General features: G+C 34.4%; 29 protein-coding genes. 22 read left to right on the top strand and 7 right to left on the bottom strand.

The window, feature by feature from the left end; genetic code table 11:
• Positions 1 to 10: 10 nt before the first annotated feature.
• Complete coding sequence (locus KFD70_RS20590) at positions 11 to 1,312, bottom strand: MFS transporter (RefSeq protein ID WP_336451379.1); 1,302 nt, start codon at positions 1,310 to 1,312, stop codon at positions 11 to 13.
• Positions 1,313 to 1,498: 186 nt separating this feature from the next.
• Between KFD70_RS20590 and KFD70_RS20585 the strand changes: the two genes are divergently transcribed.
• The 4 genes from KFD70_RS20585 to KFD70_RS20570 all read left to right on the top strand — a co-directional run bounded on the left by KFD70_RS20585 (position 1,499) and on the right by KFD70_RS20570 (position 4,237).
• Positions 1,499 to 1,969: a GNAT family N-acetyltransferase gene (locus tag KFD70_RS20585; RefSeq protein ID WP_336451378.1), complete on the top strand. Its 471-nt coding sequence runs from the start codon at positions 1,499 to 1,501 to the stop codon at positions 1,967 to 1,969.
• 31 nt (positions 1,970 to 2,000) lie between these two features.
• Positions 2,001 to 2,570 (top strand): histidine phosphatase family protein, encoded by a 570-nt coding sequence (locus tag KFD70_RS20580; RefSeq protein ID WP_336451377.1) that lies wholly within the window; start codon positions 2,001 to 2,003, stop codon positions 2,568 to 2,570.
• Between the two features lie 170 nt (positions 2,571 to 2,740).
• A complete protein-coding gene (locus tag KFD70_RS20575) occupies positions 2,741 to 3,778 on the top strand; it encodes an NAD-dependent epimerase/dehydratase family protein (RefSeq protein ID WP_336451376.1) in 1,038 nt (345 codons plus the stop codon).
• Between the two features lie 240 nt (positions 3,779 to 4,018).
• A complete protein-coding gene (locus KFD70_RS20570; RefSeq protein WP_336451375.1) occupies positions 4,019 to 4,237 on the top strand; it encodes a penicillin-binding protein in 219 nt (72 codons plus the stop codon).
• Positions 4,238 to 4,336: 99 nt separating this feature from the next.
• Here KFD70_RS20570 and KFD70_RS20565 read toward each other — a convergent pair whose 3' ends face one another.
• On the bottom strand, positions 4,337 to 4,864 hold the full coding sequence (locus tag KFD70_RS20565) for a hypothetical protein (RefSeq protein ID WP_431613309.1): 528 nt from the start codon (positions 4,862 to 4,864) through the stop codon (positions 4,337 to 4,339).
• 214 nt (positions 4,865 to 5,078) lie between these two features.
• Between KFD70_RS20565 and KFD70_RS20560 the strand changes: the two genes are divergently transcribed.
• The 10 genes from KFD70_RS20560 (at position 5,079) to KFD70_RS20515 (ending at position 12,525) form a co-directional block, all read left to right on the top strand.
• Positions 5,079 to 5,420, top strand: coding sequence for a PadR family transcriptional regulator (locus KFD70_RS20560; protein ID WP_336451373.1), 342 nt, complete (start codon positions 5,079 to 5,081; stop codon positions 5,418 to 5,420).
• Positions 5,417 to 5,929, top strand: coding sequence for a hypothetical protein (locus KFD70_RS20555; RefSeq protein ID WP_336451372.1), 513 nt, complete (start codon positions 5,417 to 5,419; stop codon positions 5,927 to 5,929). The genes KFD70_RS20560 and KFD70_RS20555 overlap by 4 nt, the downstream gene beginning before the upstream one ends.
• Positions 5,930 to 5,937: 8 nt before the next feature.
• Complete coding sequence (locus KFD70_RS20550) at positions 5,938 to 7,407, top strand: serine hydrolase domain-containing protein (protein ID WP_336451371.1); 1,470 nt, start codon at positions 5,938 to 5,940, stop codon at positions 7,405 to 7,407.
• A gap of 31 nt (positions 7,408 to 7,438) precedes the next feature.
• Positions 7,439 to 7,906 (top strand): NUDIX hydrolase, encoded by a 468-nt coding sequence (locus tag KFD70_RS20545; protein ID WP_336451370.1) that lies wholly within the window; start codon positions 7,439 to 7,441, stop codon positions 7,904 to 7,906.
• A 115-nt stretch (positions 7,907 to 8,021) separates the two neighbouring features.
• Positions 8,022 to 9,005, top strand: a complete 984-nt coding sequence (locus tag KFD70_RS20540) for a DUF4003 domain-containing protein (RefSeq protein WP_336451369.1) — start codon at positions 8,022 to 8,024, stop codon at positions 9,003 to 9,005.
• A gap of 314 nt (positions 9,006 to 9,319) precedes the next feature.
• Positions 9,320 to 10,222, top strand: a complete 903-nt coding sequence (locus KFD70_RS20535) for an alpha/beta hydrolase (RefSeq protein ID WP_336451368.1) — start codon at positions 9,320 to 9,322, stop codon at positions 10,220 to 10,222.
• A 166-nt stretch (positions 10,223 to 10,388) separates the two neighbouring features.
• The gene (locus tag KFD70_RS20530; protein ID WP_336451367.1) at positions 10,389 to 10,931 is read left to right on the top strand and encodes a TetR/AcrR family transcriptional regulator; all 543 of its coding nucleotides are present in this window, start codon (positions 10,389 to 10,391) and stop codon (positions 10,929 to 10,931) included.
• A 178-nt stretch (positions 10,932 to 11,109) separates the two neighbouring features.
• A complete protein-coding gene (locus KFD70_RS20525; RefSeq protein ID WP_336451366.1) occupies positions 11,110 to 11,538 on the top strand; it encodes a MarR family winged helix-turn-helix transcriptional regulator in 429 nt (142 codons plus the stop codon).
• A gap of 29 nt (positions 11,539 to 11,567) precedes the next feature.
• Positions 11,568 to 12,206 (top strand): nitroreductase family protein, encoded by a 639-nt coding sequence (locus tag KFD70_RS20520; protein WP_336451365.1) that lies wholly within the window; start codon positions 11,568 to 11,570, stop codon positions 12,204 to 12,206.
• 25 nt (positions 12,207 to 12,231) lie between these two features.
• Entirely contained in the window at positions 12,232 to 12,525 is a 294-nt protein-coding gene (locus KFD70_RS20515; protein ID WP_336451364.1) for a putative quinol monooxygenase, read from the top strand.
• Positions 12,526 to 12,573: 48 nt separating this feature from the next.
• Here the strand turns inward: KFD70_RS20515 and KFD70_RS20510 are convergent, their stop codons facing one another.
• Genes KFD70_RS20510 through KFD70_RS20500 form a run of 3 tightly spaced genes read right to left on the bottom strand, consistent with a single transcriptional unit; the run spans position 12,574 to position 15,744 of the window.
• Positions 12,574 to 13,674, bottom strand: coding sequence for a DUF4018 domain-containing protein (locus KFD70_RS20510; protein ID WP_420792335.1), 1,101 nt, complete (start codon positions 13,672 to 13,674; stop codon positions 12,574 to 12,576).
• Positions 13,652 to 14,818 (bottom strand): DUF58 domain-containing protein, encoded by a 1,167-nt coding sequence (locus KFD70_RS20505; RefSeq protein WP_336451362.1) that lies wholly within the window; start codon positions 14,816 to 14,818, stop codon positions 13,652 to 13,654. Before KFD70_RS20505 ends, KFD70_RS20510 begins: the two co-directional genes overlap by 23 nt.
• The gene (locus KFD70_RS20500; RefSeq protein ID WP_336451361.1) at positions 14,815 to 15,744 is read right to left on the bottom strand and encodes an AAA family ATPase; all 930 of its coding nucleotides are present in this window, start codon (positions 15,742 to 15,744) and stop codon (positions 14,815 to 14,817) included. Before KFD70_RS20500 ends, KFD70_RS20505 begins: the two co-directional genes overlap by 4 nt.
• 217 nt (positions 15,745 to 15,961) lie before the next feature.
• Between KFD70_RS20500 and KFD70_RS20495 the strand changes: the two genes are divergently transcribed.
• The 3 genes from KFD70_RS20495 (at position 15,962) to KFD70_RS20485 (ending at position 17,265) form a co-directional block, all read left to right on the top strand.
• Entirely contained in the window at positions 15,962 to 16,285 is a 324-nt protein-coding gene (locus tag KFD70_RS20495) for a PadR family transcriptional regulator (RefSeq protein ID WP_336451360.1), read from the top strand.
• Position 16,286: 1 nt separating this feature from the next.
• Complete coding sequence (locus KFD70_RS20490) at positions 16,287 to 16,820, top strand: DUF2812 domain-containing protein (RefSeq protein WP_336451359.1); 534 nt, start codon at positions 16,287 to 16,289, stop codon at positions 16,818 to 16,820.
• Positions 16,821 to 16,992: 172 nt separating this feature from the next.
• The gene (locus tag KFD70_RS20485; RefSeq protein WP_336451358.1) at positions 16,993 to 17,265 is read left to right on the top strand and encodes a hypothetical protein; all 273 of its coding nucleotides are present in this window, start codon (positions 16,993 to 16,995) and stop codon (positions 17,263 to 17,265) included.
• Between the two features lie 74 nt (positions 17,266 to 17,339).
• Here KFD70_RS20485 and KFD70_RS20480 read toward each other — a convergent pair whose 3' ends face one another.
• Positions 17,340 to 17,585: a DNA alkylation repair protein gene (locus tag KFD70_RS20480; protein WP_336451357.1), complete on the bottom strand. Its 246-nt coding sequence runs from the start codon at positions 17,583 to 17,585 to the stop codon at positions 17,340 to 17,342.
• A gap of 327 nt (positions 17,586 to 17,912) precedes the next feature.
• Between KFD70_RS20480 and KFD70_RS20475 the strand changes: the two genes are divergently transcribed.
• The 5 genes from KFD70_RS20475 (at position 17,913) to KFD70_RS20455 (ending at position 20,758) form a co-directional block, all read left to right on the top strand.
• Positions 17,913 to 18,296: a VOC family protein gene (locus KFD70_RS20475; protein ID WP_336451356.1), complete on the top strand. Its 384-nt coding sequence runs from the start codon at positions 17,913 to 17,915 to the stop codon at positions 18,294 to 18,296.
• 14 nt (positions 18,297 to 18,310) lie between these two features.
• The gene (locus KFD70_RS20470) at positions 18,311 to 18,853 is read left to right on the top strand and encodes a GNAT family N-acetyltransferase (protein ID WP_336451355.1); all 543 of its coding nucleotides are present in this window, start codon (positions 18,311 to 18,313) and stop codon (positions 18,851 to 18,853) included.
• A 4-nt stretch (positions 18,854 to 18,857) separates the two neighbouring features.
• On the top strand, positions 18,858 to 19,436 hold the full coding sequence (locus KFD70_RS20465; protein ID WP_336451354.1) for a kinase: 579 nt from the start codon (positions 18,858 to 18,860) through the stop codon (positions 19,434 to 19,436).
• A 90-nt stretch (positions 19,437 to 19,526) separates the two neighbouring features.
• Positions 19,527 to 20,030: a GNAT family N-acetyltransferase gene (locus tag KFD70_RS20460; RefSeq protein ID WP_336451353.1), complete on the top strand. Its 504-nt coding sequence runs from the start codon at positions 19,527 to 19,529 to the stop codon at positions 20,028 to 20,030.
• A gap of 167 nt (positions 20,031 to 20,197) precedes the next feature.
• Positions 20,198 to 20,758 carry a class I SAM-dependent methyltransferase gene (locus KFD70_RS20455; RefSeq protein ID WP_336451352.1) on the top strand — a complete coding sequence of 187 codons (561 nt, stop codon included), beginning with the start codon at positions 20,198 to 20,200 and terminating at the stop codon, positions 20,756 to 20,758.
• A gap of 330 nt (positions 20,759 to 21,088) precedes the next feature.
• Here KFD70_RS20455 and KFD70_RS20450 read toward each other — a convergent pair whose 3' ends face one another.
• Positions 21,089 to 21,733 carry an alpha/beta family hydrolase gene (locus tag KFD70_RS20450; RefSeq protein ID WP_336451351.1) on the bottom strand — a complete coding sequence of 215 codons (645 nt, stop codon included), beginning with the start codon at positions 21,731 to 21,733 and terminating at the stop codon, positions 21,089 to 21,091.
• Positions 21,734 to 21,753 lie beyond the last annotated feature (20 nt).

The following is a 21,753-nucleotide window of genomic DNA, read 5'->3' as shown; positions in this document are numbered from 1 at the left end:
CCCCGATGGACTAGGCTTGAATATCTTGATTTTGTACATTCTCTGCAATTTGCTTCGTTGAAACTGCAGCGATCGCAATTAAAGAGATGCAGCAAGTGAGTACAATATATAAAGCTACTGGAATCCAAGAATTGTTATATACATTCATTAAATAAGCAGCAATCATTGGTGCTGTCCCACCAGCTAGTGCAGCGCCTAATTGATAACCTAACGTAACGCCAGTATAGCGTACTTGAGTAGAGAAAATTTCAGAGAATAATGTACCTAATACAGCTGTTACCGGTGCCCATAAAATGCCTAAACCGATAACAGTTGCGATAATGATCGAGAAAGTTGTTCCTTGGTTTAGTAGTAAGAAATAGGGAAATGCATATAAGAGAATTGCAACGGTACCCCATATGTACATTTTCTTTCTTCCAATTGAATCTGAAAGTTTTCCCATAATCGGAATCATAATAGTTGTAATGAGCATAGCGATTGTAACTGCGTTTAGGACAGTTGTATTTGGTAATTTCAGCTGCGATGTACCATAGAAAACAATGAATGTCGAGAAAATATAGAAAGGACCTGTTTCCGCTACCTTTGCGCCGGTCGCGATAAGTACTGATTTCCAATGATGACGCAAAGTATCAGCAATAGGTAGTTTGGAAATATTTCCGTTTTCTTTTGCCTTTTTGAAATCAGGTGTTTCATCTAATCCATTTCGAATCCATAATCCTATGAATACGAGTACCGCACTAAGAATAAACGGAACTCGCCATCCCCACGTCACAAAACTATCACCAGAAATCATTGTCATGAAAGAGATTGCCACAGTTCCAAGTAACATTCCAATTGTAACACCTGTTTGAGGAATGCTACCAAAAAATCCTTTTCTTTCCTTTGGTGCATATTCTACAGCTAGTAATAATGCACCGCCCCATTCGCCGCCAATTCCTAGTCCTTGAATAATTCGTAGCAATATTAAAAGAATAGGAGCGAGTATACCAATACTTTCATAGGAGGGAAGTAAACCGATACATACTGTCGCGCCTCCCATAAGAGAGAGTGTTAACACAAGTGTCTTTTTTCTTCCAATTTTGTCACCGATATGACTAAAGATAATCCCTCCAAGTGGACGAATAAAAAATGGAATACCAAAAGAAAGATAAGAAAGCATAAGTGCAACAAGAGGATCTTCGTTTACAAAAAATAATTTGTTAAATACAAGTGCGGCAGCAGTCCCATACAAGAAGAAATCAAACCATTCGATAGAACTACCTATTAAACTAGCTATAAGTGCTTTTCTTTGGACTGAACTTTGTTGTTGCATACATTCACCTCTTTTTGATTTATTTTTTCTAACTATTATGAATATTTTATATAAAAATGATTTTTATGTCAAAATTTGAAGATAGAAGGAAGTGATACGATAAGTAGCAAATACTATAAAATGTTACTTTTCATTAGGATGTTATGGTTCTATGTATAGAAAATAATAGAATGAGAGGGAGAACAAATGAAAGTTAGGAACATACACGGGGAAGATTATGTAGCAATCCATTCCGTGCTTAATGAATGGTGGGGCGGGAGAAATATGGCGGATATGTTACCGAAACTTTTCTTCGTTCATTTTCGGGAAACGAGTTTTATCATTGAAGAGGATGGTGAGATATTAGGATTTTTATGTGGGTTCTTATCACAAACATATAAAGATGAGGCATATGTTCATTTCATTGGGGTAAATCCGAAGCATAGAAGAAAGGGAATTGCTTCTGCGCTCTATTCTTATTTTTTTGATGCGGTACGCGTGAATCATCGTCATATTGTAAAAGCTGTAACATCACCCGTAAATAAAAGGTCTATTCAATTCCATCAAGAAATTGGATTTGAAATTGAAAAAGGTGATGAAGAAGTAGATGGAGTGTTTATACATACAAATTATGATGGTGATGGAGGGAGTAGGGTTTTGTTTGTGAAGAGGGTGTAGATAACAGTAAAAGATGTAAAGGGAGAGACGGATGAAAACATTCATTTACATGGTGAGACATGGTGAATCACCAAAAACAGAAGGAAATGAAAGAACAAGAGGGTTAACTGAAAAAGGAAAATTAGATGCTTATCGAATCACTGACATATTACAAAGAGAGGGCATTGAGGTCTTTGTTTCAAGCCCATACAATCGGTCCATCCTAACGATTCAGGGATTAGCAAAACGTTTAGGGCAAGATGTTGTCGTATTTGAAGATTTAAAAGAGCGAGTTTTTTCTGCTGGGGATAAGCGAATATCCGATAAGGAGTTAATGCCTTTATTAAAAAGATCATTTTCTAATCCCAATTTTGCTTTAATGGGAGGAGAATCTAATGCAGCCTGTCAAGGGCGGGCTATAAGAGTTTTAAAAGAATTATTGAACACTTATCGAGGACAGAAAGTAGTATTAGGCACTCATGGAGCTGTTATGACTTTGATGCTGGGGTATTATGACATTCAGTACGATTTGAATTTTTTACTACATACATCAAAACCAGATATATATAGAATGGAATTTCATGGTCAGGAATTGGTGGAGGTTAAAAGGTTGTGGAAATAAAGTGAAAATTTAAAGATAATGTTGTCATCCAAAAAGTGCCATACTATTTTGAACAAAAGCAACATCATTTATTAATTTTTTCATCATCTTCCGTAACCTTTTAAGTAGGAAAATCGTTATTTAAAATGAATACTAAATTAATAGGTTATGAAAATGGAAGGGGGAAATGTATGAAAGTCCTAATATTAGGAGGTACTCGTTTTTTAGGAAGAGCTATGGTAGAAGAAGCGCTGAAAAGAGGGCATGAGGTTACTTTGTTTAATCGTGGTACGAATAAAGATGTATTTCCTGAGGTGGAGCAGCTAATCGGCAATAGGGATAGTGATGTATCAATCTTAAAAAATCGGAAGTGGGATGTTGTAATGGATACATGTGGATTTGCTCCGCATCAAATGAAAAAAGTTGCTGCTGTACTTGGAGACAACATTGAACATTATACTTTCATATCCAGTATCTCTACTTATAAAGATTGGATTCCACTTCATATTAAGGAAGATTATGATGTACAACCTCTGCCACCTAGTGATAAGTTGAAAGCGATTGAGGCGGGAGAGATATCTCCTTACGAGTATTATGGCGCGTTGAAAGTGTTATGCGAAGAAGAAGCAGAAAAACATTGGCCAGGGCGTGTTTTGCATGTAAGAGCAGGGCTTCTCGTTGGATCATTTGACTATTCAGATCGGCTCCCGTACTGGGTTGGGCGTGTAGCACAAGGTGGAAAGGTAATGGTGCCGGGGCGTTCAGATCGTCCTGTTCAATTAATTGATGTAAGAGATGTGGCAACTTGGGCGTTCGATATGGCAGAAAAGAGAAAAGTAGGCACATTTAATGTAATAGGGCCGAGTGATGAATTAACAATAGAAGAATTATTAAATACTTGTAAAGTAGTAACAAACAGTAATGCTGAATTTGTATGGGTAGAAGAACGATTTCTACTGGAAAATAAAGCACAGCCATGGACGGAGATGCCTTTATGGATACCTGAAACTTTCCCGTTAGAGGGGGAAACAGAACCATGGAAAGGTGTTTTTTTCGTTAGTATAGAAAAAGCAGTTAACGCTGGTCTGTCTTTTAGACCTATTGAAGATACTATTTATGATGTGTATCAATGGGAGAAATCGAGAGGGGATATAGAACGAAAAGCAGGTATCTCAAGGGAAAGAGAGCAGGAATTGTTAGAGGCTTGGTTTCAGAAAGAGAAATTGTGATGAGGATATGTATTCAACAGAGGAGAATTTATTAGTGGATAATAATTTTTGTATTCTGATATATAGAATTTCATACATTGTTGTTATAGCGAGGATTCCAAAGATCTTCGCGATTTTTTTTGTATGAAATCTTGTATATGATAGTAAAACACTACTCTTTTAAAATATAGACTAGTAAACAAGCTATTCTTGTATCTGAACATATAATAGAGTGAATTCTCTATAAGGAGGTGTTTATAAATGAATCATAATCATGATAAATGCGTATGCGAACAGTTAGCAACTTTACCATTAGGTACAGAAGTAGATATTTTCCTAAGTGGAAATACAATCGAAGACGTAACTTTTGTTAATTTCAATATGGAAAATTTTTGTGCAACTTTTGTAGATAATACAACAGAAGCAGGAACTATAATTGTTTTAGATTGTGGAGATATTTTAGCACTTCGAATTCAATAGTTAGATAGGAAAAAGAGCTTTAAAAAAAGCTCTTTTTTCTTTTTATAAAGAAGAATAAAAAAGTTGCTCTTCTTTAATTGTGAATACATTGATGCAATCTTATGGAGATGAAAATCTAGCTGCTTCAAAATGTGTTCCTTCGTTATTCAAAATAGTCATGTTTCCTCCACTAATCATTGTCCATGCTTGAACTTTATCCATTTTCTTTAATTGTAAAATCGTACTTACTCTTACGGCATGGGATCGTCCAGCTAATTTTGGTATAAAATAGTGATCTTCTTTAACAACATCGATATCATTTACACGTATTAACATTGTTATAGTACGGGGAACATCAAAAGGAAACTTAGCAAGAAATGCTGCACCTGCAGTAATAGTATATACTCCCTTTCTTGTAGGAACAAAGGTCGAATCGGATATATTATACTCATCTTTTAAATCAAATTGTTTCGTTTCATACGTAATTTGTTGAAATTGTGCTGTAAGTATATTCTGGTTAACTGCTTTTATAGCTCTAAATGCGGAGGGTCTAATTAATTGTAGGAAAGCTACTATAAGGATTACCCCCTTTTTTACTAACGTATGAATGATACAAAAAGAGTGACTGGGCAAGAATTTTGGGGACATTAGAAAGAATGAGCTTGATGGCGATGACCTCATGCCCTTAAGTTGAAATGTTATCCCGCTATTCGCGGGCAGTAAGACCATCTTAAAATTCAGGAGAAGTAGGGGGGAAGGGACTTCATTTTTATCAAACTTTATTTTAACGATATTTCAAGAAAAGTTAAAAAATGCTAAATATATACTTGAATGAAGTATATATTTTTGTTAAATTTATCCTATGGATAGAACAAGTTTAATTAAAGGTCATTTAGAGATGTGTGTGTTATCTATTTTGTCAAAGGAAAAAAGTTATGGATATGAAATTATGAAGGAGTTAGAAAAACACAATTTAAAACTGAAAGGAGTAGGAAGCATTTATCCGATTTTGACTAAGCTTAAAGACCAAGAATGGGTTCATACTTACCGTGAAATGACAGAAAGTGGTAAGGTTAGAGTTTATTATGAAATCAATGGAAAAGGGGAAATGCATCTTCAGAAAAAAATCAACGAGTGGTTGGAGTTACAACAGGATATAAAATCCCTACTGCAAAGTGGTTTGAAAGGAGAACATTTCGAATGAACATGAAATTGAATATGGAAGAAGAACAATTTTTAAATGAAGTTCTTGAAGAATTAAAACAATACAAGGTAAGTTCAAAAAACAGAAAGATTTTGAAACAACAACTTTTAGAGCATATACAAGAATGCCGTGAACACGGCCAAAATAGTATCAATGATTTAGGAGATACAACAACATTTATTAAAGATTTTTTAGAAATGAATGAAATAGATCTTCATTCTGAAATAAAACAGATACAAAAATCAAAAAATAAAATTGGAATTTTATTTGTGATTGGATTCGTTACTTCAATCGTTACCTACCTCACGTCACAACTCTTACTTTCTATGTTTTTAACAGAATCATTTAACCCACTACATACTAATAACTCGTTTAACTATAATATTTTGTATCACATAGCAGATAATTCTTGGTGGAATTCTCTGTTAATGATTACTAGCATTTTAATTTCTGCACTAATTTCCATGCTGGTAGTGCTTTATATACGAAAAGTAAATATAAGCAGGTGAAATTTAATATGAAAATACTAAAATTCATGATCATTTTTATATGCTTATTATGGAACGTATTTGATTTATTTCTACCAGTCTCGAAAGTCTCCGCGGAAAAAGATATTAAGAATACGATAGACAACTATGTAGAAACTTTTTTTAAAGAACATCGAATTCCAGGCGCCGCGATTGCTATTGTTCATGAAAATAATTTGTTTTATTCGAAAGCATGGGGTGTAACGGGAGAAACTGAGGAAAAAGTAACTACTGAAACTCCTTTTACAATAGGCTCGATAAGTAAATCATTAACAGGTTTAGCTATAATGAAATTAATGGAAGAAGGTACCGTTCACCTAGAAGATCCAGTTCAAAAACACATCCCATGGTTTACACTGAAAGATAAAGAAGCAGCATCGAAAATAACAATTAAGCATTTACTTACTCATTCAAGTGGGATCAGTACGTATTCTGGTTTATCAATATCAGATAAAGAATCTAAAGATGTTAATGCTATTAAAAACAATGTGGAAAGTCTATCAAACGTTGTACTTACCGCTCGACCTGGAGAAAAGCATCAATATAGTAATGCAAATTTCTTAATTCTTGGTGCTCTTATTGAAGAAGTTACAAAGCAAGCGTATTCTGAGTACATGAAGAAGGAAGTTTTTTTACCATTAGGTATGAGAAGTGCGGCAGCTGACAATGATTCGGCGTATAAAAAAGGATATTTAGCTGGCTATCAGTCATGGTTTGGAATTCCTCGGAAAAGTTCGATAACATATGATAATGGCGGTGCACCATATGGATACATAACAGCAAGTGCGGAAGATATGGTTCAATATATAAAATTCCTTAGTGGACAAGAGAATGCCGATTTTTTAACTGAAAACACGATGAATCTTTATGTATCACCGCATGTTCAAACGGGTGAAACCCGTTACTACGGATTAGGGATAAGAATTACAAATCCAGATTCTGAGAAGAAAATGATATGGCATTCTGGTTCGACTACTGATTCACATGCAGAAATGTTTTTTATACCGGAAACGGGTTGGGGTGGTGTGATCCTCACCAATAAAAATCATATTCTGGAAGAAGAGGCGCTTTCCTATTTGAAGCAAGGCATTATAAATATAATAAATGGAGATGAACTAGTTGATATACCTTCCAATACTCCTATTGCTCAACTCGTTATAATTGGGGTAATATGCTTGCTTTTTATAATGCTTATTTACCTGTTTGTAAAGATGAAATCAAAAAAAATTCGTAAAAGAAGTATATGGTACATTTCCGGTCTTATTTTTTTCGTGCTATCTCTTGCTACAATCCCGATATTAATTTATAGTACGGATTCGCCATGGCATGCGATTTATATATTTTCTCCAGATTTAGCCTACTTATTAATTGGAGTGGTTACCTTTTTAGCGCTTAATGGCTTGCTTTGTATCATAATTGCTTATAAACAAAATTTGCAAGTAAAATATTTTAGTAGTTAAATTTCAAATCATTTAAGGGGGATATATAACAATGGATCTAACATTCAAATCAGAAAAAACGTGTTTTAACTATCGAGTCGGTGCAGTATGTAAACAGAATAATAAAATGTTAATGATTCAAGATGAAGGGGAAGATTTCTGGTATGTACCAGGAGGACGAGTGCAGATGCTAGAAAGTAGTGAAGCGGCGGTGAAGAGGGAACTTAGAGAAGAACTTGGGGTAGATGTGGATGTGAAAAGGCTGCTATGGACAGCTGAAAATTTCTTTACATATGATTCGCACCAATTCCATGAAATTAGTTTTTATTATGAAGTAGCGTTGCTGAAGCTCCCTGCAAAGGGAGAGGATACTTTTGTTCTTGAAGAAGACGGCAGAAGGTATGTATTTCAATGGGTACCTTTAGAGCATGTAAGTGAATATAACTTGAAACCGGATTTCCTAAAAGATAAAGTGCGTGATTTGCCGGTTCATATGGAACATATTATTAAGAATGAATAAGTATAGATAGGAAGATGGGAATTGGGACTTCACTAAGTCTGTATCAAAACAGTATTCCTAAATATGGAATTATAGTATAATAGAAGATAAGTAGAAGAAAAACGAGGGGGTCACTATGATTACATTACAACAGAAGCTGGAGCAGTACACACACATATATGCACAGCTAAAAGGGGAACTAAAGTGGAAAACGAGTGATTCTCGGACAGGGATGATGATTGCCGCTATGTATGCAGGCAGCGATAAACCGTTTCATCTTGGACGATTTTTAGAGATTAGTAGTTATATTAAAGATCAGGTAGGAATGTTTTCATACTTAAAGTCTTATCATCGCTTTGTGGTTGCGGCAACATTAGATATTCACTTTCCACATTACAAAGAAGCGTTTCGGAAGTTTCTAGACTTATATGAACGATTAGTTGATGGTGGATTTAGCCGAAGTATATTCACTTATCTGGCAGCAGCTGCGCTTTTACAAGAAGAAACGGTGCAGTATGACACACGTATTCAGCGGTCCATGCAAGTATATAAACGCATGAAAGAGGATCATTTCTTTCTTACAGGACAAAATGATTATCCGCTCGCTGTTTTGTTAGCAGGGCAACAAGAGAAAGTAGAAACGCTTATGGACCGAGTGGAACATCTTTATCAGAAGCTGGCGGCAGCTGGCATGCGCAAAGGGAATGATCTTCAATTTTTGAGTCATATTCTTTCTCTAAATAAGGATGTCAGTGAAGATATTTTAGGAGTGCGATACATAAACATATGGAATTCGTTAAAGCAAGAAAAAGTAAAAGTGAAACAGATGCATTATCCGGCAATTGGACTAATAGCTTTGCTTGAAGATGGAGAGAAAGAAGTCCGTTCTGTTCAGGCATTTATTGAGAAATTGCAAGGTGATAAGCTATTCCGCTGGCATACGGATGTAAGTATTCTGATTGCGATTCAGCTATTCGTAAGTCAGAAAGGTGCAGAAAGCCAAGCTGCCAATACAGGCTTGCAAACAATGATAGAGGTTCTTATACAGGCGCAGCAGGCAGCTATGATTGCAGCAATTACCGCTTCCTCCGCAGCAGCCACTGCCAGCAGTAGTTCATAACGTGTAATTTGCTGTATGAATGCAAGCGCACTGTCGCTATACTTAAGATTTTCCAAAAGAGCTACATACATTCATCTTATTTAACGAAAAAATCGCTTATCTGTTGATAAGTGATTTTTTGTTTCAACGTGATCCTCTATTTTATTTCCCCATGAAATTTTAAACATAATGACACAGATTAAAACGATTTGTGCACTAATACACGAATAGAAGTAATCTGGTTATTGATGATAATCTATCTCCGTTTATAATTAAACACACGAGTTACTTATTACTCGTATGTGCATTAAAAACACTTAAAAAGGAGAAATAACATGAAAAAATCAATCACATTTAAAAATAATAATATTAGTATGGCAGGGAATCTTTATTTGCCAGAAGGATTTGATGAAAATAAAAAATATCCTGCGGTTGTTACCGTTCATCCTGGTGGAGGAGTAAAAGAACAGACTGCAGGTTTATATGCACAGAATCTTGCTAGCAATGGCTTTGTTGCATTAGCATTTGATGCGTCTTATCAGGGAGAGAGTGGTGGTGAACCACGTTTACTTGAAGACCCGGCTGCGAGAGTAGAAGATGTGCGCTGTGCAGTGGATTATTTGACGACTCTTCCGTTTGTTAATGAAGAAAAGATTGGCGCACTTGGTATTTGTGCGGGTGGTGGTTACGCAGTAGCTGCAACTCAAACGGAACGTCGTATTAAAGCAGTAGCGACTGTTAGTGCGGTTGATATCGGTGCGATGTACCGCGGGCAGGGTGACCTTGCAACACAATTGCAAACACTTGAGGCTGTTGCTAAGCAGCGTACTGCAGAAGCGAAGGGTACAGAAGCGATGTTACTGACTTGGGCACCTGATACACTTGAAGAAATAAATGAAAATACACCTGTGCTTATGCGCGAAGCTTATGACTACTATAGAACACCTAGATGTCAGCACCCAAATTCTCCAAATCGATTTTTGTTTAGTAGTGTTGACAAAATTATGGAATTTTCAGCAACAAGCAATATAAGTAACTATTTAACTCAACCGATGTTATTGATCGTAGGAACTGAGGCTGATACACGTAACTATAGTGAAGAATTTTACGCGTTATCGAATGGACCAAAAGAATTGTTCTGGATTGAGGGAGCAACTCATATTGATATGTATGATAAATTAGAATATGTAACACCAGCTGTAGTTAAGTTAAAAGCCTTCTTTGGTGAAAATCTGTAATAGGTAAGAAAGATGAGGCCGTTTCCCAGTTTTGTATATAGGGAGACGGCTTTATATTGTTTTTGGGAGCTATATAGTTTACCTCCAAAAAAATGTTTGTAATAATCAAATGAATATGATTTGTGATAGTTGATTAAGTTATTTTTAGAAAGCTTGGTGATGTACATTGGCTATAGATAGACGAATAGTTAAAACGAAAGAAGCAATAAAAAATGCTTTTGTTGAACTAATGTCTGAGAAGAATTTCGATCAAATTACGATACAAGATATTACCGATAGGGCAAATATTGGTCGTAGAACTTTCTACTCTCATTACTTGGATAAATACGATTTACTAGATAAGTTCACTGAAGAACATATTAACGAGCTAGAAAAAATCTGTGCATGGTCATCGGATTTAGATTTTATAGATGCAAATGTAATCTGGTTTGAATACCTTGAAAACAATTATTCATTTTTCTCCACACTGTTAAAAAGTAAGGGAGCGCCTTATTTTCGTAGTCGGTTCCTTGAGTTTGTCATCAAAGAGTTAAAAGATGAAGTAAATGTAAACGAAGGAAAAAATCAAGGGTTAAATAAAGATGTCATTATTCAATTTTTAGGAGTAGCGATTGTAGGAATCGTAGAATCGTATTTCACGAATGAATTAAATGAACCATCTCGTGTCGTTGCGGAGCAGGTGGGAATATTGTTAGAGAGAAATTTATAATTTGAGCGGAATGAATAAAACCTCTTTGTAAAAGGAAAGAGGTTTTATTTTTTTTATGTCAGCAAAAAATAAATAAACAAAAGGGTTGCATTTTAAATTTTAATCAGATATATTAATTGATGTATCAATAATTGATATGTCAATTAATTGTGTAATACCTTTGCAAAGGAGGAGTACATTGACCAATTCATGTTCAAAGGAAGCGATTATTTTATATAAAATACACTTTCTTAATAAAGAAGTAAGTTCGAAGTTTGAAGGTTGTACAGGTATGAGTCAATCTAGGCTGGAGCTTATACTTCAGCTATATGAGGTTGATGAAATTAGTCAAAAAGCACTTCAACAAGAAGTGAATATTGATAATGCTGCGGTTACAAGACATTTAAAGCAGCTTGAGGAAAATGGAATGATTACAAGACGTAAAAATCCAGATGATAACAGGATTACTTTAGTTTCTCTTACGAAAGATGGACGAAATAAAGTTCATGCCTTTCAAGAAGAGAAAGAGCGCTTTGCGGCTACTGCGTTAAAAGGTTTAAGTGAAGAAGAGTGCGATAACCTTTTAAATATGTTAAATCGCATTGAAGCAAATATACAAGAAGTCTAAATATAAAATGGAAAAGGGAGATTACATCTATGAGTAACGTAACAAAAATAAATGATTTTACAGAAATTTTAACAGGACGTCGTTCGATTCGTAAGTACGATACAAACGTGAAAATTAGTAAAGAAGAAATGACAGAGATTTTAACAGAAGCAACGCTTGCACCATCTTCAGTAAACATGCAGCCTTGGCGTTTTCTTGTGATTGATAGTGAGGAAGGAAAAGCAACACTTGCGCCGCTTGCGAAATTCAATCAACTTCAAGTAGAAACATCATCAGCTATGATTGCGGTATTTGGTGATTTGCAAAACTTTGATAACGCGGAAGAAATTTATGGAACAGCCGTTGAACGCGGGTTTATGCCAGCAGAAGTGAAAGAAGATCAAATGCAAAAGCTTTCTGCTTATTTCTCTATGGTTTCACCAGAAGTGATGAGAGATACGGTTTTAATTGATGGTGGTCTTGCATCTATGCAGTTTATGTTAGCAGCACGTGCACATGGATATGATACATGTCCAATTGGTGGATTTGAAAAAGATAAAATTGCAGAAGCTTTCGGTTTAGAAAAAGATCGTTATGTACCAGTTATGTTAATTTCAATTGGAAAAGCAGCTGATAGTGGATACAAGTCAGTTCGTCTTCCAATCGATAAAATTGCTCAGTGGAAGTAATTTTAGATACGAGAGGGGAAATACCATGATCATTATTCACGCAGTATTTCAAGTAGACTCAGCAAAACAACAAGCATTTGTAGAAGAAATTCGGCCACTAATTCGTGCTTCCAGAGAAGAAAATGGAAACGTATCATATGATTTATATAAAGATACTGAAAAAGAAAATGTTTATACAATGGTAGAAGTTTGGCAAGATGCAGAAGCAGTGGCTGGCCATAATACAAGTGAACATTTTACTTCTTTTGTTAAAAAAGCGAATCAATTTTTGACAGCTCCATTGGATATTAAAGTTTACGATGCACAACTAGTAAAATAATCAATACCCCCTCGATTACTCTAACATAGAGCCCTCGAGGGGGGTGTTTTATTTTTTCTTCTTTTTCAATGTTTTTTGATCAGCGTAAAGTTTATTTACTTCTTCTTTAAATTCACGGAAAAGTTCAGTGTTCTCCTGATCAGCATATCGTACAGTATTGTAAGCTTTTATAATTGTATCCACTTCAATAGAAACACCTTCCTCGGTCTGAATTCGCTCCATCCATGCGTCAATTGTTTCACCACGATTTCTATTTAAAGGTGGTTTTAATTTCTTTTCTAGTTTGAAAATTTCTTTTCGAATTTCATTTTTTGGTGGTTTATTGTATCGTACTTGTTTTGTGCGTGTTCCTTCTTTATCTGTAATTAAAGTAGATTCAAAAACAGGGATAGTAGGTAATTTAAAATAATCGCGCTTTTTATAAACTTTCCAAATGATATAAACTGCGATGAAAGTAGTAATGAGAATCGTAATACTATTTACGAGTATCGGATCGAATTCTTGTGGAATCCCTTCTTCAATTTGTGGCTTATTTAACTGCCCCTTATTATTCCAAAAATCATCTGTATCTGTTAATTCAGCTGCTGAGAACAGTGGGTTTAAAGCAAATCCAAACCCTAAAGCGATTTTTTCAACGATAAAAGATAGAACGAGACGAATGTACGGAAATATTGGGATCAGCAAAGCGCTTATGATTCCAATCGTAATAAGAAAAATAAAGCGTACGAGTTGTTGATTTCGATTCGCACCAGTTAGCCAAAAGGTTATTAGAATATGTAATATTAGTAACATCAACTTCCATAACGAAGGAAATGGAGGATAGAATAACGCTGAAACGACAAACCATACAATAGCACCAATCGATTTTTGGACTGGGGAACTGAAATCCGTTGCATGTACGATAAAAAAGAACAGCGGTAAAAGCATTGTACCTAAAACAGAAAACGATAGAAAAACAGAACAACCAATGATTTGAAGGATTAAGAGTGCAACTAATCCTGTATTTTTCTTCTTTATAAATTTCTTTACGGCAAATAATGCTATGTAACTAGTTGATAAAAAGATCATTACACTTATTATTTCATCTCTTTCCGTAAGTAAAGAAAGAAGTAGAAGGAGAATAAAATCATGCACGTATTGTAGTCGCATTTTCAACTGGTTCCACCATCCCTTCATGATGAATGAGAAACGTAGGTTGCATTGTGAGAGGTAAATCTTCCTTTGGAATACCTAGATAAATCATCGTTGAAGAACGTTCTCTTTTCCGCATTATATAGTGAAGAAATCCTGGTTGTGGTAGTAATGTACTGTCATCTGAAATACGTGCCAATTCTTCTAATGCTTTTGCATAATGCATGTGTCCCTCATTCACTGGTAAATGTATAGGACCAGCTTCGACTAAAACGCTAATAAATAATTCAAACGGAATTTGATGTTTTGTTGCATATTGACAAATGTATGTTGTATAAGATACGAGCTCTTCAATATTATGTTTCCAGCCAAATCCACGTTCGGCAGCTAACGAAAGACAAATTGTCCAGTTGTAATTTTTAACAGATTCATATTGCTTCGCTTGTAAACTTTGCATTTTTGCAGAGGCTTTCCAGTGGATGGAACGAAAAGATTCGCGTTCGTATCGCTTTACGTCAATAATTGATGTTTCATCTTGGAAAAAGGAAAAGTTTGTTTTATAAGATCCCATTAATAATTGCTGAATTTCCTGTAAACCAGCTACTTTTTTAGGAGTAGGGTAAACGATAATTTCCGTTTTTAGTTTATCTAAAATTGGCAAATGTACAGAGAGAATTTGAAAAGGATCTCCAAGGACACATTCAAATTGTTCAATTTGAAACACGCCTCGTTTTGTAGTTGTTAATGATAACTCCCAATTTTGCTGCGAATGAGCAGGTTGAGAAAATGGAAAAGAAAACAATGTTTTCGATATTTTTGTAATTCCTTGATCCGTATGTGGAAGTAAGGATGGGTTCAAATGAAAATAACATGTACCATTGACAAGGGGTAATTTCGCACCATTTTTTAAACGGATATGTAATTGCCCAGTCTCTTCTGGAAATAAGCGAGTTGTTTGCTTGTCATTCATAATTTGGAACTGTTTTTCAATATAAGTAACATATCGATAAATAAAAAATGCAAACAAATAATAAAAGAAAAATAGAAACATGAAAAATCGTTGTGGTAGAACAAACGTAAATAGCAACGCAACTGGAATAGTTAATTGAATAATATGAGTTTGAAAAAATAAAGGTACAGTTACTACGCGCTGACCATTCATGATTGCTCAATCTCCACCGGAACATCTACTTCCTTTAAAATACTTTCAATTAACTTCTGTTTTGTCGTGCGCAGAGCACCTTCCATTGATAAAATGAGACGATGTTTCCATACGAAAGGAAGTAAAAATTGTATATCTTCAGGCGTACAGTATTCACGATCACGCAAAAAAGCTAATGCTTGTATCGCTCTGACTAAGGTAAGTGTTGCACGCGGACTAACACCGTTGGCGATATAATCATGATTTCGCGTAGCGTTAGCGAGCTGAATGATATAGAGCTCTAACGGTTCGGATACGTGTATTTCTTTTACTTTTTGTTGTACTTGTAAAATTTCTTCTAAAGTGATAACAGAACGCATGTTATCTAAAGGTTTGTTATTTCGAAAACGGCGCATCATTTTTAGTTCATCTTCTAAAGAAGGATAGCCAATTGAAATGGTCATTAAAAAACGATCGAGTTGTGCATCTGGAAGAGGGAAAGTTCCTTGTGATTCAATTGGATTTTGCGTCGCAATGACAAAGAATGGTTTAGGAAGAGGTGTGGACTGCTTTTCGAGTGTTACTTGGCGCTCTTCCATTGCTTCTAATAAACTAGATTGTGTTCTAGGCATAGCACGGTTTATTTCATCTGCTAGTAATATATTTGTCATAACTGGTCCGAATCTTAGTTCGAATTCACTCGTTTTCGGATTAAAATATTCAATTCCGGTTACGTCACTTGGAAGCACATCAGGGGTGAATTGAACCCGAGAAAATCCGCCGCCAATACTTTTGGCAATTGTCTTCGCTAGTAATGTCTTTCCTGTTCCAGGTACATCCTCAAGCAGCACGTGACCATCTGCAAGTAATGAAACAAGGAGCAAATCAACCACATTTTCTTTCCCAACAAAAACAGAGCTTATATTTTCTTTTAATGTATGTATCATAGGTATCATCCTTTCAAAAAATAGGAAATTACATTTGTTATATTTTAACAAATTTTTCTGAAAATTAATATAATAATATTTTTGTATAGAATAAATATAAAATTTCTAAAAATCACTTCGTTTTCAGTTGTATTTATTTGGAATAGGATATACAATATCGATATACGATGTATCGTAAGTCGATATATCATACACCGATGTATTGGAGGTAGTTATAATGAGTGTGAAAGCACAAAAATATATTCCATTGACAGAGGCAACGTATTATATTTTGTTGTCATTGGTAAAGCCTATGCATGGTTATGGGATTATGCAGATGGTGGAAGAAATGACGAATGGGGAAGTAAAGCTTGGGCCTGGTACGTTATATGGAAACACGACAAAGTTATTGAAAGAAAAACTGATTGTAGAAGTAGCGTCTACAGATAGAAAAAAATGTTACGTGCTAACCCCAATTGGTAGAGAAGTGTTAGAACTTGAATTTAAACGGTTACAACGTTCTATTCAAAATGGAAGAAATATTTTAGAAGAGGGGATGTAACATGGAAGGTAAGAAGACGTTTAAATTTTTTGCAGCGTGGAACCTAGAAAAAGAAGAGGCGTATTTAAGAAAAATGCATCAAGAAGGCTGGGCATTCCAAAACTACAATTTTATGTACACATTCAAGAAAACAGAGCCGAAGGATGTTGTTTATAAAGCAGATTTCAAATTAGATAATCGAAACTCACAAATGAATCAAAAAGAATACATTGAAATATATGAAATGTCTGGTTGGAAGCATGTAACAAGTTTTACGAAGTGGCACTATTTTTCTAAAGAAGTAACGGATGATCATGAATTACCCGATATTTATTCTGAAAAAGAAACGAAGATTGAAAAATTGATGGATTTAATGAGATTTTTTGCACTTATCTTTGCCATTATGATACCAGGTATGTATTTGAATTACTTAGGGCCTTCGGTCAATAGTCCTATTTGGATAAAACTTATTCTAGGACTTTGCGGGTGTATAGATGTATATGTATTAATAAGGTTATTTTGGAAGGTACGAGAATTAAAAAACGAAGTTTTGTGAACGACGCGGTTTCAAAACAAAGTACAGTTTCATTTCACTGATTGTATGTGACCATTGGATCCATTTATCCATCCATGCTACTACATATCATAGTAGATTTACTTGTACTTGTTCGATTATTTGTATTAAAGGGGAAAGTAATTTTACAGTGAGTTTTAAGAAGATATGGAGAATGAAAAAACGTTACTTGGAAAACAAGTGGCGTTTTTTTATTGGTTTCAAAAAGAGTTGTAGTGTTCAGATTGCTATGAAACACACAGTTACAACTTTATATAAAGATAAAAAAATTAGCCAAGAATTAGCAGAAGAAATAGAGAAAAGGGTAAATGATTTAGTTGAGAAACAAGAAAAACAAGTGGAAGTTGCATATAGTCAATTGCAAGAGAAGGTAAGAAAGCGATATGAAGAGATGAGTAGAGCAGAGCAGTTAAAAGTGAGTAATTGATAAATAATCCAAAAGGTAATGAAGTATTTTATGTTACCTTTTGGACTATAAAGGATGAATCGAGTTTCCTAAAGTTAAAATGATCGATTTTGCGCAAGTTTAATAAACTGTTCAGGATTCTCCACAAGACCACATACAGCACATTGCACGCGATATGTAGGTCCTTGATATGCCATATGAAAAGCATCCATAGTTTCATTTGTATATTCTTCTTCAATTTGACCAGTTTGTGGATTTAGTTTGACTGGTTTGACTTGTTGCTCAAGAATATTAAAGCGAGTGCGATTGGTTTTACAGTTTGGGCAAAGCATTGGTTCCATATGTATACACCTCCATTTGTAGCATTTCTTTATAGGAAGAAATTTATTCAAAAGTAAAAGGTATTGATGTAAAAGTAGTTGTTTTTAACTATTTATTCCAAAAAGTTTCTCAATATAAATCATCAATTGTTATATTTAAAATTCAGAAAAAATAAAATATAATCAATGTATGAGCTGGTTATGTCCAAACCAATCTCCTGTTTTATGCCAATATGTTTGAGGCCGAGAAATCGGCCTTCTTTTTTGTTTGCAATTATGAATACCGTAAACAAGGTTTTCTATATCCTTTGTCGAATTTTTAAAAGAGAATTTGAAAGGGGGATTACAATGAACTTAAAAATGAAATATGTCATTTTATATGTAGACCGGTATGAAGAATGTCTTCGATTTTATAAGGAGCTTTTACGCTTGCCAATAAAAGGGGAACATGGTACATACATTGAATTTGATACCGGGGCAACAATTTTAGCAATGAATAGTAGAGAGGATGTACGAGAGTTAACGGGATTGTCCATTCCAAATGGTGCACTAGAATCCTCTCATTTTGAAATTGGATTTGTTGTAGATGATGTTAATGAAACAATTTCGGGATTAAGAGAACAAGGTGTAAAAGTATTGGTGGAGCCAATCACGAAACCATGGGGGCAGACGATCGCTTATGTGTCTGATCCAGATGGGAATTACATCGAAATTTGCAGCTCATTAGAGTAGAGGGAGAAAAGAGAATGGGGTTTCCAATTTTAGAAACAGAGCGTTTAAAATTACGAGAATTAACACTATTAGACGCTGAAACAATGTTTCATTATTTTGAGAAGGAATCTGTTATCCGTTATTTTGGTATGGACTCGTTTCAAGATATTGAACAGGTGAAAAATACGATTCAAACTTTTAGAAAAAGATATGAAGAAGGAAATGTCATTCGCTGGGGAATAGAGTTAAAAGGAACAAATCAATTAATCGGTACATGTGGATTTCATTTAATCAATCCAAATCATAAGAGAGCTGAAATTGGCTATGAATTAGATGATACATATTGGGGGAAAGGTTATGCATCTGAGGCAATGCAGGTAATTCTTACATATGGATTTGAAACGATGCAGCTCATAAGAATTGCAGCAGTTGTTTATACAGAAAATGAAGCTTCACATCGGTTATTGAAAAGGGCTGGATTTCAAGAGGAAGGATTACTTCGAAAAAATATGATTCAAAACAATATTGCTCATGATACCGTAATATATTCATTATTAAACGAAGAGTGGCAAGGATAATATTTTGAAAGAGTTATTAAACCTTGTTTCACAAAATAAAAGTGAACGGTGGATTTTAGGTATAGATGGTTTAAGTCGTTCAGGTAAAACAACACTCGTAAAGCAGTTAGAAGGCAATATGAAAAAAGAAGGTATTCCGTTTTATTTTTTTCATATCGATGATCATATTGTAGAGCGCAATAAACGTTATGATACTGAATATGAAGAGTGGTATGAGTACTATCAATTGCAATGGGATGTGGAATGGTTACAAAAACATTTGTTTCAACAATTAAGGATGGAAAATCAGCTAAGCCTTCCGTTCTATAATGATCAAACGGATACGTGTGAAACGAAAGAGATAATTATACCGAGTCCTTGTACTATTATAATAGAAGGAGTCTTTCTTCAGCGAAAAGAGTGGCGGAAATACTTTGATTATATGGTGTATTTAGATTGCCAAAAGGAACAAAGATTTCTCCGCGAAAGTGAGAAAACAAAAAGAAATCGCGCCAAGTTTGAGCGGAGATATTGGAAAGCAGAAGATTTTTATTTGAGGACGGAATTTCCGAAACAAAAGGCTGATTTGATTATAAATGGATAAATTTATGTTTATTAAGCTAAAATACTAGTTAATTTGTATATATCGAATTATTTTTGCATGAAAATTTAGTTCACGAGGGGTTTATATTATATGGTTCGATTCATTATGGAAAAAGATGCAGAACCTTTTTTAGAATTATGTAAAAAGATTGATGAAGAAACGGAATTTATGTTATTTGAGGAAGGGGAAAGGGCTACTACAATTGAACAGCAACAAAATATGATCAAAAAAATAAATCAATCTCCTAATTCAGCAATTTTTGTTGCTGAGATTGAAAATAAATTAGTAGGATATTTGATGGCAATTGGTAGTAAACCTAAAAGAATCAGACATAGTGTTTATATTGTTGCAGGTGTCACACATGAAAATAGCGGCAAAGGCATTGGAACCCAATTATTTAAAGAACTTGAAAATTGGGCAAAAACGATTGGTGTAATTCGATTAGAGTTGACGGTAAGGATAAATAATACATCAGCAATTTCTTTATATAAGAAATTAGGTTATGAGGTTGAGGGAATAAAAAGAGCTTCTTGTATTATTGATGGAAACTTAGTTGATAGCTATTATATGTCTAAGATTTTGAAATACATGTAAGACGAGATTTTTAGTAACATTCATTTTTTAGTAAAAGTGTTCTTGTAAATCGAAAGTTTAAGGGGAAAACAGAATGCTAAAAAATCGTGTTAGGTTGAATAGAGGATTTCATAACGCCGTTTTTTATATGAAAGAGAATGAATTAAAGTTCTTATGAGGTGAAAGTGATGGTAATAAAACAAAACGAAATTAAAGTAGTAGTTGGAGCTGGAGCATTTAACAATAATCCAGGTTGGATTCAAACTCAAGAAGATGAACTTAACTTATTAGTTGAAACTACATGGGAAGAAAGATTTGAATATAATTCTATTTCAGCTATTTTAGCTGAGCATGTATGGGAACATCTTACTTTTGAAGAAGGTGTAAAAGCAGCTAAAATTTGTTATGAATTTTTAAAACCATCAGGTTATATTCGTTGTGGTGTCCCTGATGCATTTTTCCCAGATGAAACCTACCAAAATATAGTTAAAGTAGGCGGACCTGGACCTAAAGACCATCCAGCTGCAAGCCATAAAATAGTTCATAATTATAAAACATTAACTAAAATGTTTGAAACTGCTGGATTTGAAGTGGTTTTACTTGAATATTGTGATGAAAATGGGCAATTTTATTACAACGAATGGGATGCGAACGATGGTGTTATTTTCCGTTCAAAAAGGTATGATTCTAGAAATCAAGGAGATAAACTTGGTTTTCCATCGCTAATTGTTGCTGCGATTAAACGGTAAGTAATTCAACTAACGCATGCGTTAGTTCTATAAGTTCATGAGTCGCAAATGCGGCTTTTTTTGTTTGTGCAGTAATCCATTATGGTTTATTTCGTATGCAAATCTTTAAATTCCCTACACGTTTTGTGTCGTATGATTTATACCTTTTTTATTTTTATGAACGAGCTAACCTTCTCAATAATCAACGTAATACTTTTAGTTCGCTTCATTATAGCTTCGTAGATCGAAGTAAAAAAATAAACTACCTGTTCCCTATGCTGAATTTGGGCAGGTAGTTTATTTTTTTACTGGATGGCTATGACACAATTACTATCCTTTTTTATATGTATTTTAGTAATTCCTAACAGTTTGTTGGAGTTTTTCCATCACTCTTGAAATAGCTGAAATTGAATGGGCTGTTTCAAATTCTCCAACATTCATGGAGTGGTTTGCATTTGGGATAACATGAATTGTTACACTTGATTTATTTAATTGATCAATTTTATTTGCATTGTAATAATGGTCTTTATCCCCGATAACGAAAAGCCCTTCATGATGACTATTCAAGATTGAGTCAAAAATCGAATCGAAATGTATGAGAGGGGTGAATAAAATTATTTTTGACTTTAAGAATTCCTCTCTCTTCATTAAGTGATTCGCAATTGGAATTGTTCCGAGTGATTTTCCTAAAAAAATCGAATCGTTGTATTGCCCATTGTTTAAAACATCTACAATCACAGGATGAATATCATCCATCATTATTGTTGTTATTTCATCAATCGGTTTTTCCATCATTTGTTTATCGTAGGAGTAATGAATATGGACAACATCGATTTTGTTTTGGAGCATTAATATCGTCGAATAATAAAACAATGGTTTATCGTAATTGTAACCTGAACCTGAAAACATAAAGCAAATCGTTTTGAAACCCATTTCTATATGTGTATAACGAATCACTTTGTCGTTTGCTTGTATCTCCTTTTTAGTTCCTTTCATCCTGTTCCCCTCCGAAACTT

Source organism: Bacillus pfraonensis (assembly GCF_050768835.1).
Lineage (GTDB): Bacteria > Bacillota > Bacilli > Bacillales > Bacillaceae_G > Bacillus_A > Bacillus_A pfraonensis.
The sequence above is the reverse complement of the archived record's forward strand: the minus strand, read 5'-3'. Positions and strand labels throughout refer to the sequence as shown.

What these genes read in the sequence shown, in the direction of transcription:
- KFD70_RS20590 (WP_336451379.1), bottom strand. Translation starts at nt 1,312, where the DNA reads ATGCAACAACAAAGTTCAGTCCAAAGAAAAGCACTTATAGCTAGTTTA.
- KFD70_RS20585 (WP_336451378.1), top strand. Translation starts at nt 1,499, where the DNA reads ATGAAAGTTAGGAACATACACGGGGAAGATTATGTAGCAATCCATTCC.
- KFD70_RS20580 (WP_336451377.1), top strand. Translation starts at nt 2,001, where the DNA reads ATGAAAACATTCATTTACATGGTGAGACATGGTGAATCACCAAAAACA.
- KFD70_RS20575 (WP_336451376.1), top strand. Translation starts at nt 2,741, where the DNA reads ATGAAAGTCCTAATATTAGGAGGTACTCGTTTTTTAGGAAGAGCTATG.
- KFD70_RS20570 (WP_336451375.1), top strand. Translation starts at nt 4,019, where the DNA reads ATGAATCATAATCATGATAAATGCGTATGCGAACAGTTAGCAACTTTA.
- KFD70_RS20565 (WP_431613309.1), bottom strand. Translation starts at nt 4,864, where the DNA reads ATGTCCCCAAAATTCTTGCCCAGTCACTCTTTTTGTATCATTCATACG.
- KFD70_RS20560 (WP_336451373.1), top strand. Translation starts at nt 5,079, where the DNA reads ATGGATAGAACAAGTTTAATTAAAGGTCATTTAGAGATGTGTGTGTTA.
- KFD70_RS20555 (WP_336451372.1), top strand. Translation starts at nt 5,417, where the DNA reads ATGAACATGAAATTGAATATGGAAGAAGAACAATTTTTAAATGAAGTT.
- KFD70_RS20550 (WP_336451371.1), top strand. Translation starts at nt 5,938, where the DNA reads ATGAAAATACTAAAATTCATGATCATTTTTATATGCTTATTATGGAAC.
- KFD70_RS20545 (WP_336451370.1), top strand. Translation starts at nt 7,439, where the DNA reads ATGGATCTAACATTCAAATCAGAAAAAACGTGTTTTAACTATCGAGTC.
- KFD70_RS20540 (WP_336451369.1), top strand. Translation starts at nt 8,022, where the DNA reads ATGATTACATTACAACAGAAGCTGGAGCAGTACACACACATATATGCA.
- KFD70_RS20535 (WP_336451368.1), top strand. Translation starts at nt 9,320, where the DNA reads ATGAAAAAATCAATCACATTTAAAAATAATAATATTAGTATGGCAGGG.
- KFD70_RS20520 (WP_336451365.1), top strand. Translation starts at nt 11,568, where the DNA reads ATGAGTAACGTAACAAAAATAAATGATTTTACAGAAATTTTAACAGGA.
- KFD70_RS20515 (WP_336451364.1), top strand. Translation starts at nt 12,232, where the DNA reads ATGATCATTATTCACGCAGTATTTCAAGTAGACTCAGCAAAACAACAA.
- KFD70_RS20510 (WP_420792335.1), bottom strand. Translation starts at nt 13,674, where the DNA reads ATGCGACTACAATACGTGCATGATTTTATTCTCCTTCTACTTCTTTCT.
- KFD70_RS20505 (WP_336451362.1), bottom strand. Translation starts at nt 14,818, where the DNA reads ATGAATGGTCAGCGCGTAGTAACTGTACCTTTATTTTTTCAAACTCAT.
- KFD70_RS20500 (WP_336451361.1), bottom strand. Translation starts at nt 15,744, where the DNA reads ATGATACATACATTAAAAGAAAATATAAGCTCTGTTTTTGTTGGGAAA.
- KFD70_RS20495 (WP_336451360.1), top strand. Translation starts at nt 15,962, where the DNA reads ATGAGTGTGAAAGCACAAAAATATATTCCATTGACAGAGGCAACGTAT.
- KFD70_RS20490 (WP_336451359.1), top strand. Translation starts at nt 16,287, where the DNA reads ATGGAAGGTAAGAAGACGTTTAAATTTTTTGCAGCGTGGAACCTAGAA.
- KFD70_RS20485 (WP_336451358.1), top strand. Translation starts at nt 16,993, where the DNA reads ATGAAAAAACGTTACTTGGAAAACAAGTGGCGTTTTTTTATTGGTTTC.
- KFD70_RS20480 (WP_336451357.1), bottom strand. Translation starts at nt 17,585, where the DNA reads ATGGAACCAATGCTTTGCCCAAACTGTAAAACCAATCGCACTCGCTTT.
- KFD70_RS20475 (WP_336451356.1), top strand. Translation starts at nt 17,913, where the DNA reads ATGAACTTAAAAATGAAATATGTCATTTTATATGTAGACCGGTATGAA.
- KFD70_RS20470 (WP_336451355.1), top strand. Translation starts at nt 18,311, where the DNA reads ATGGGGTTTCCAATTTTAGAAACAGAGCGTTTAAAATTACGAGAATTA.
- KFD70_RS20460 (WP_336451353.1), top strand. Translation starts at nt 19,527, where the DNA reads ATGGTTCGATTCATTATGGAAAAAGATGCAGAACCTTTTTTAGAATTA.
- KFD70_RS20455 (WP_336451352.1), top strand. Translation starts at nt 20,198, where the DNA reads ATGGTAATAAAACAAAACGAAATTAAAGTAGTAGTTGGAGCTGGAGCA.
- KFD70_RS20450 (WP_336451351.1), bottom strand. Translation starts at nt 21,733, where the DNA reads ATGAAAGGAACTAAAAAGGAGATACAAGCAAACGACAAAGTGATTCGT.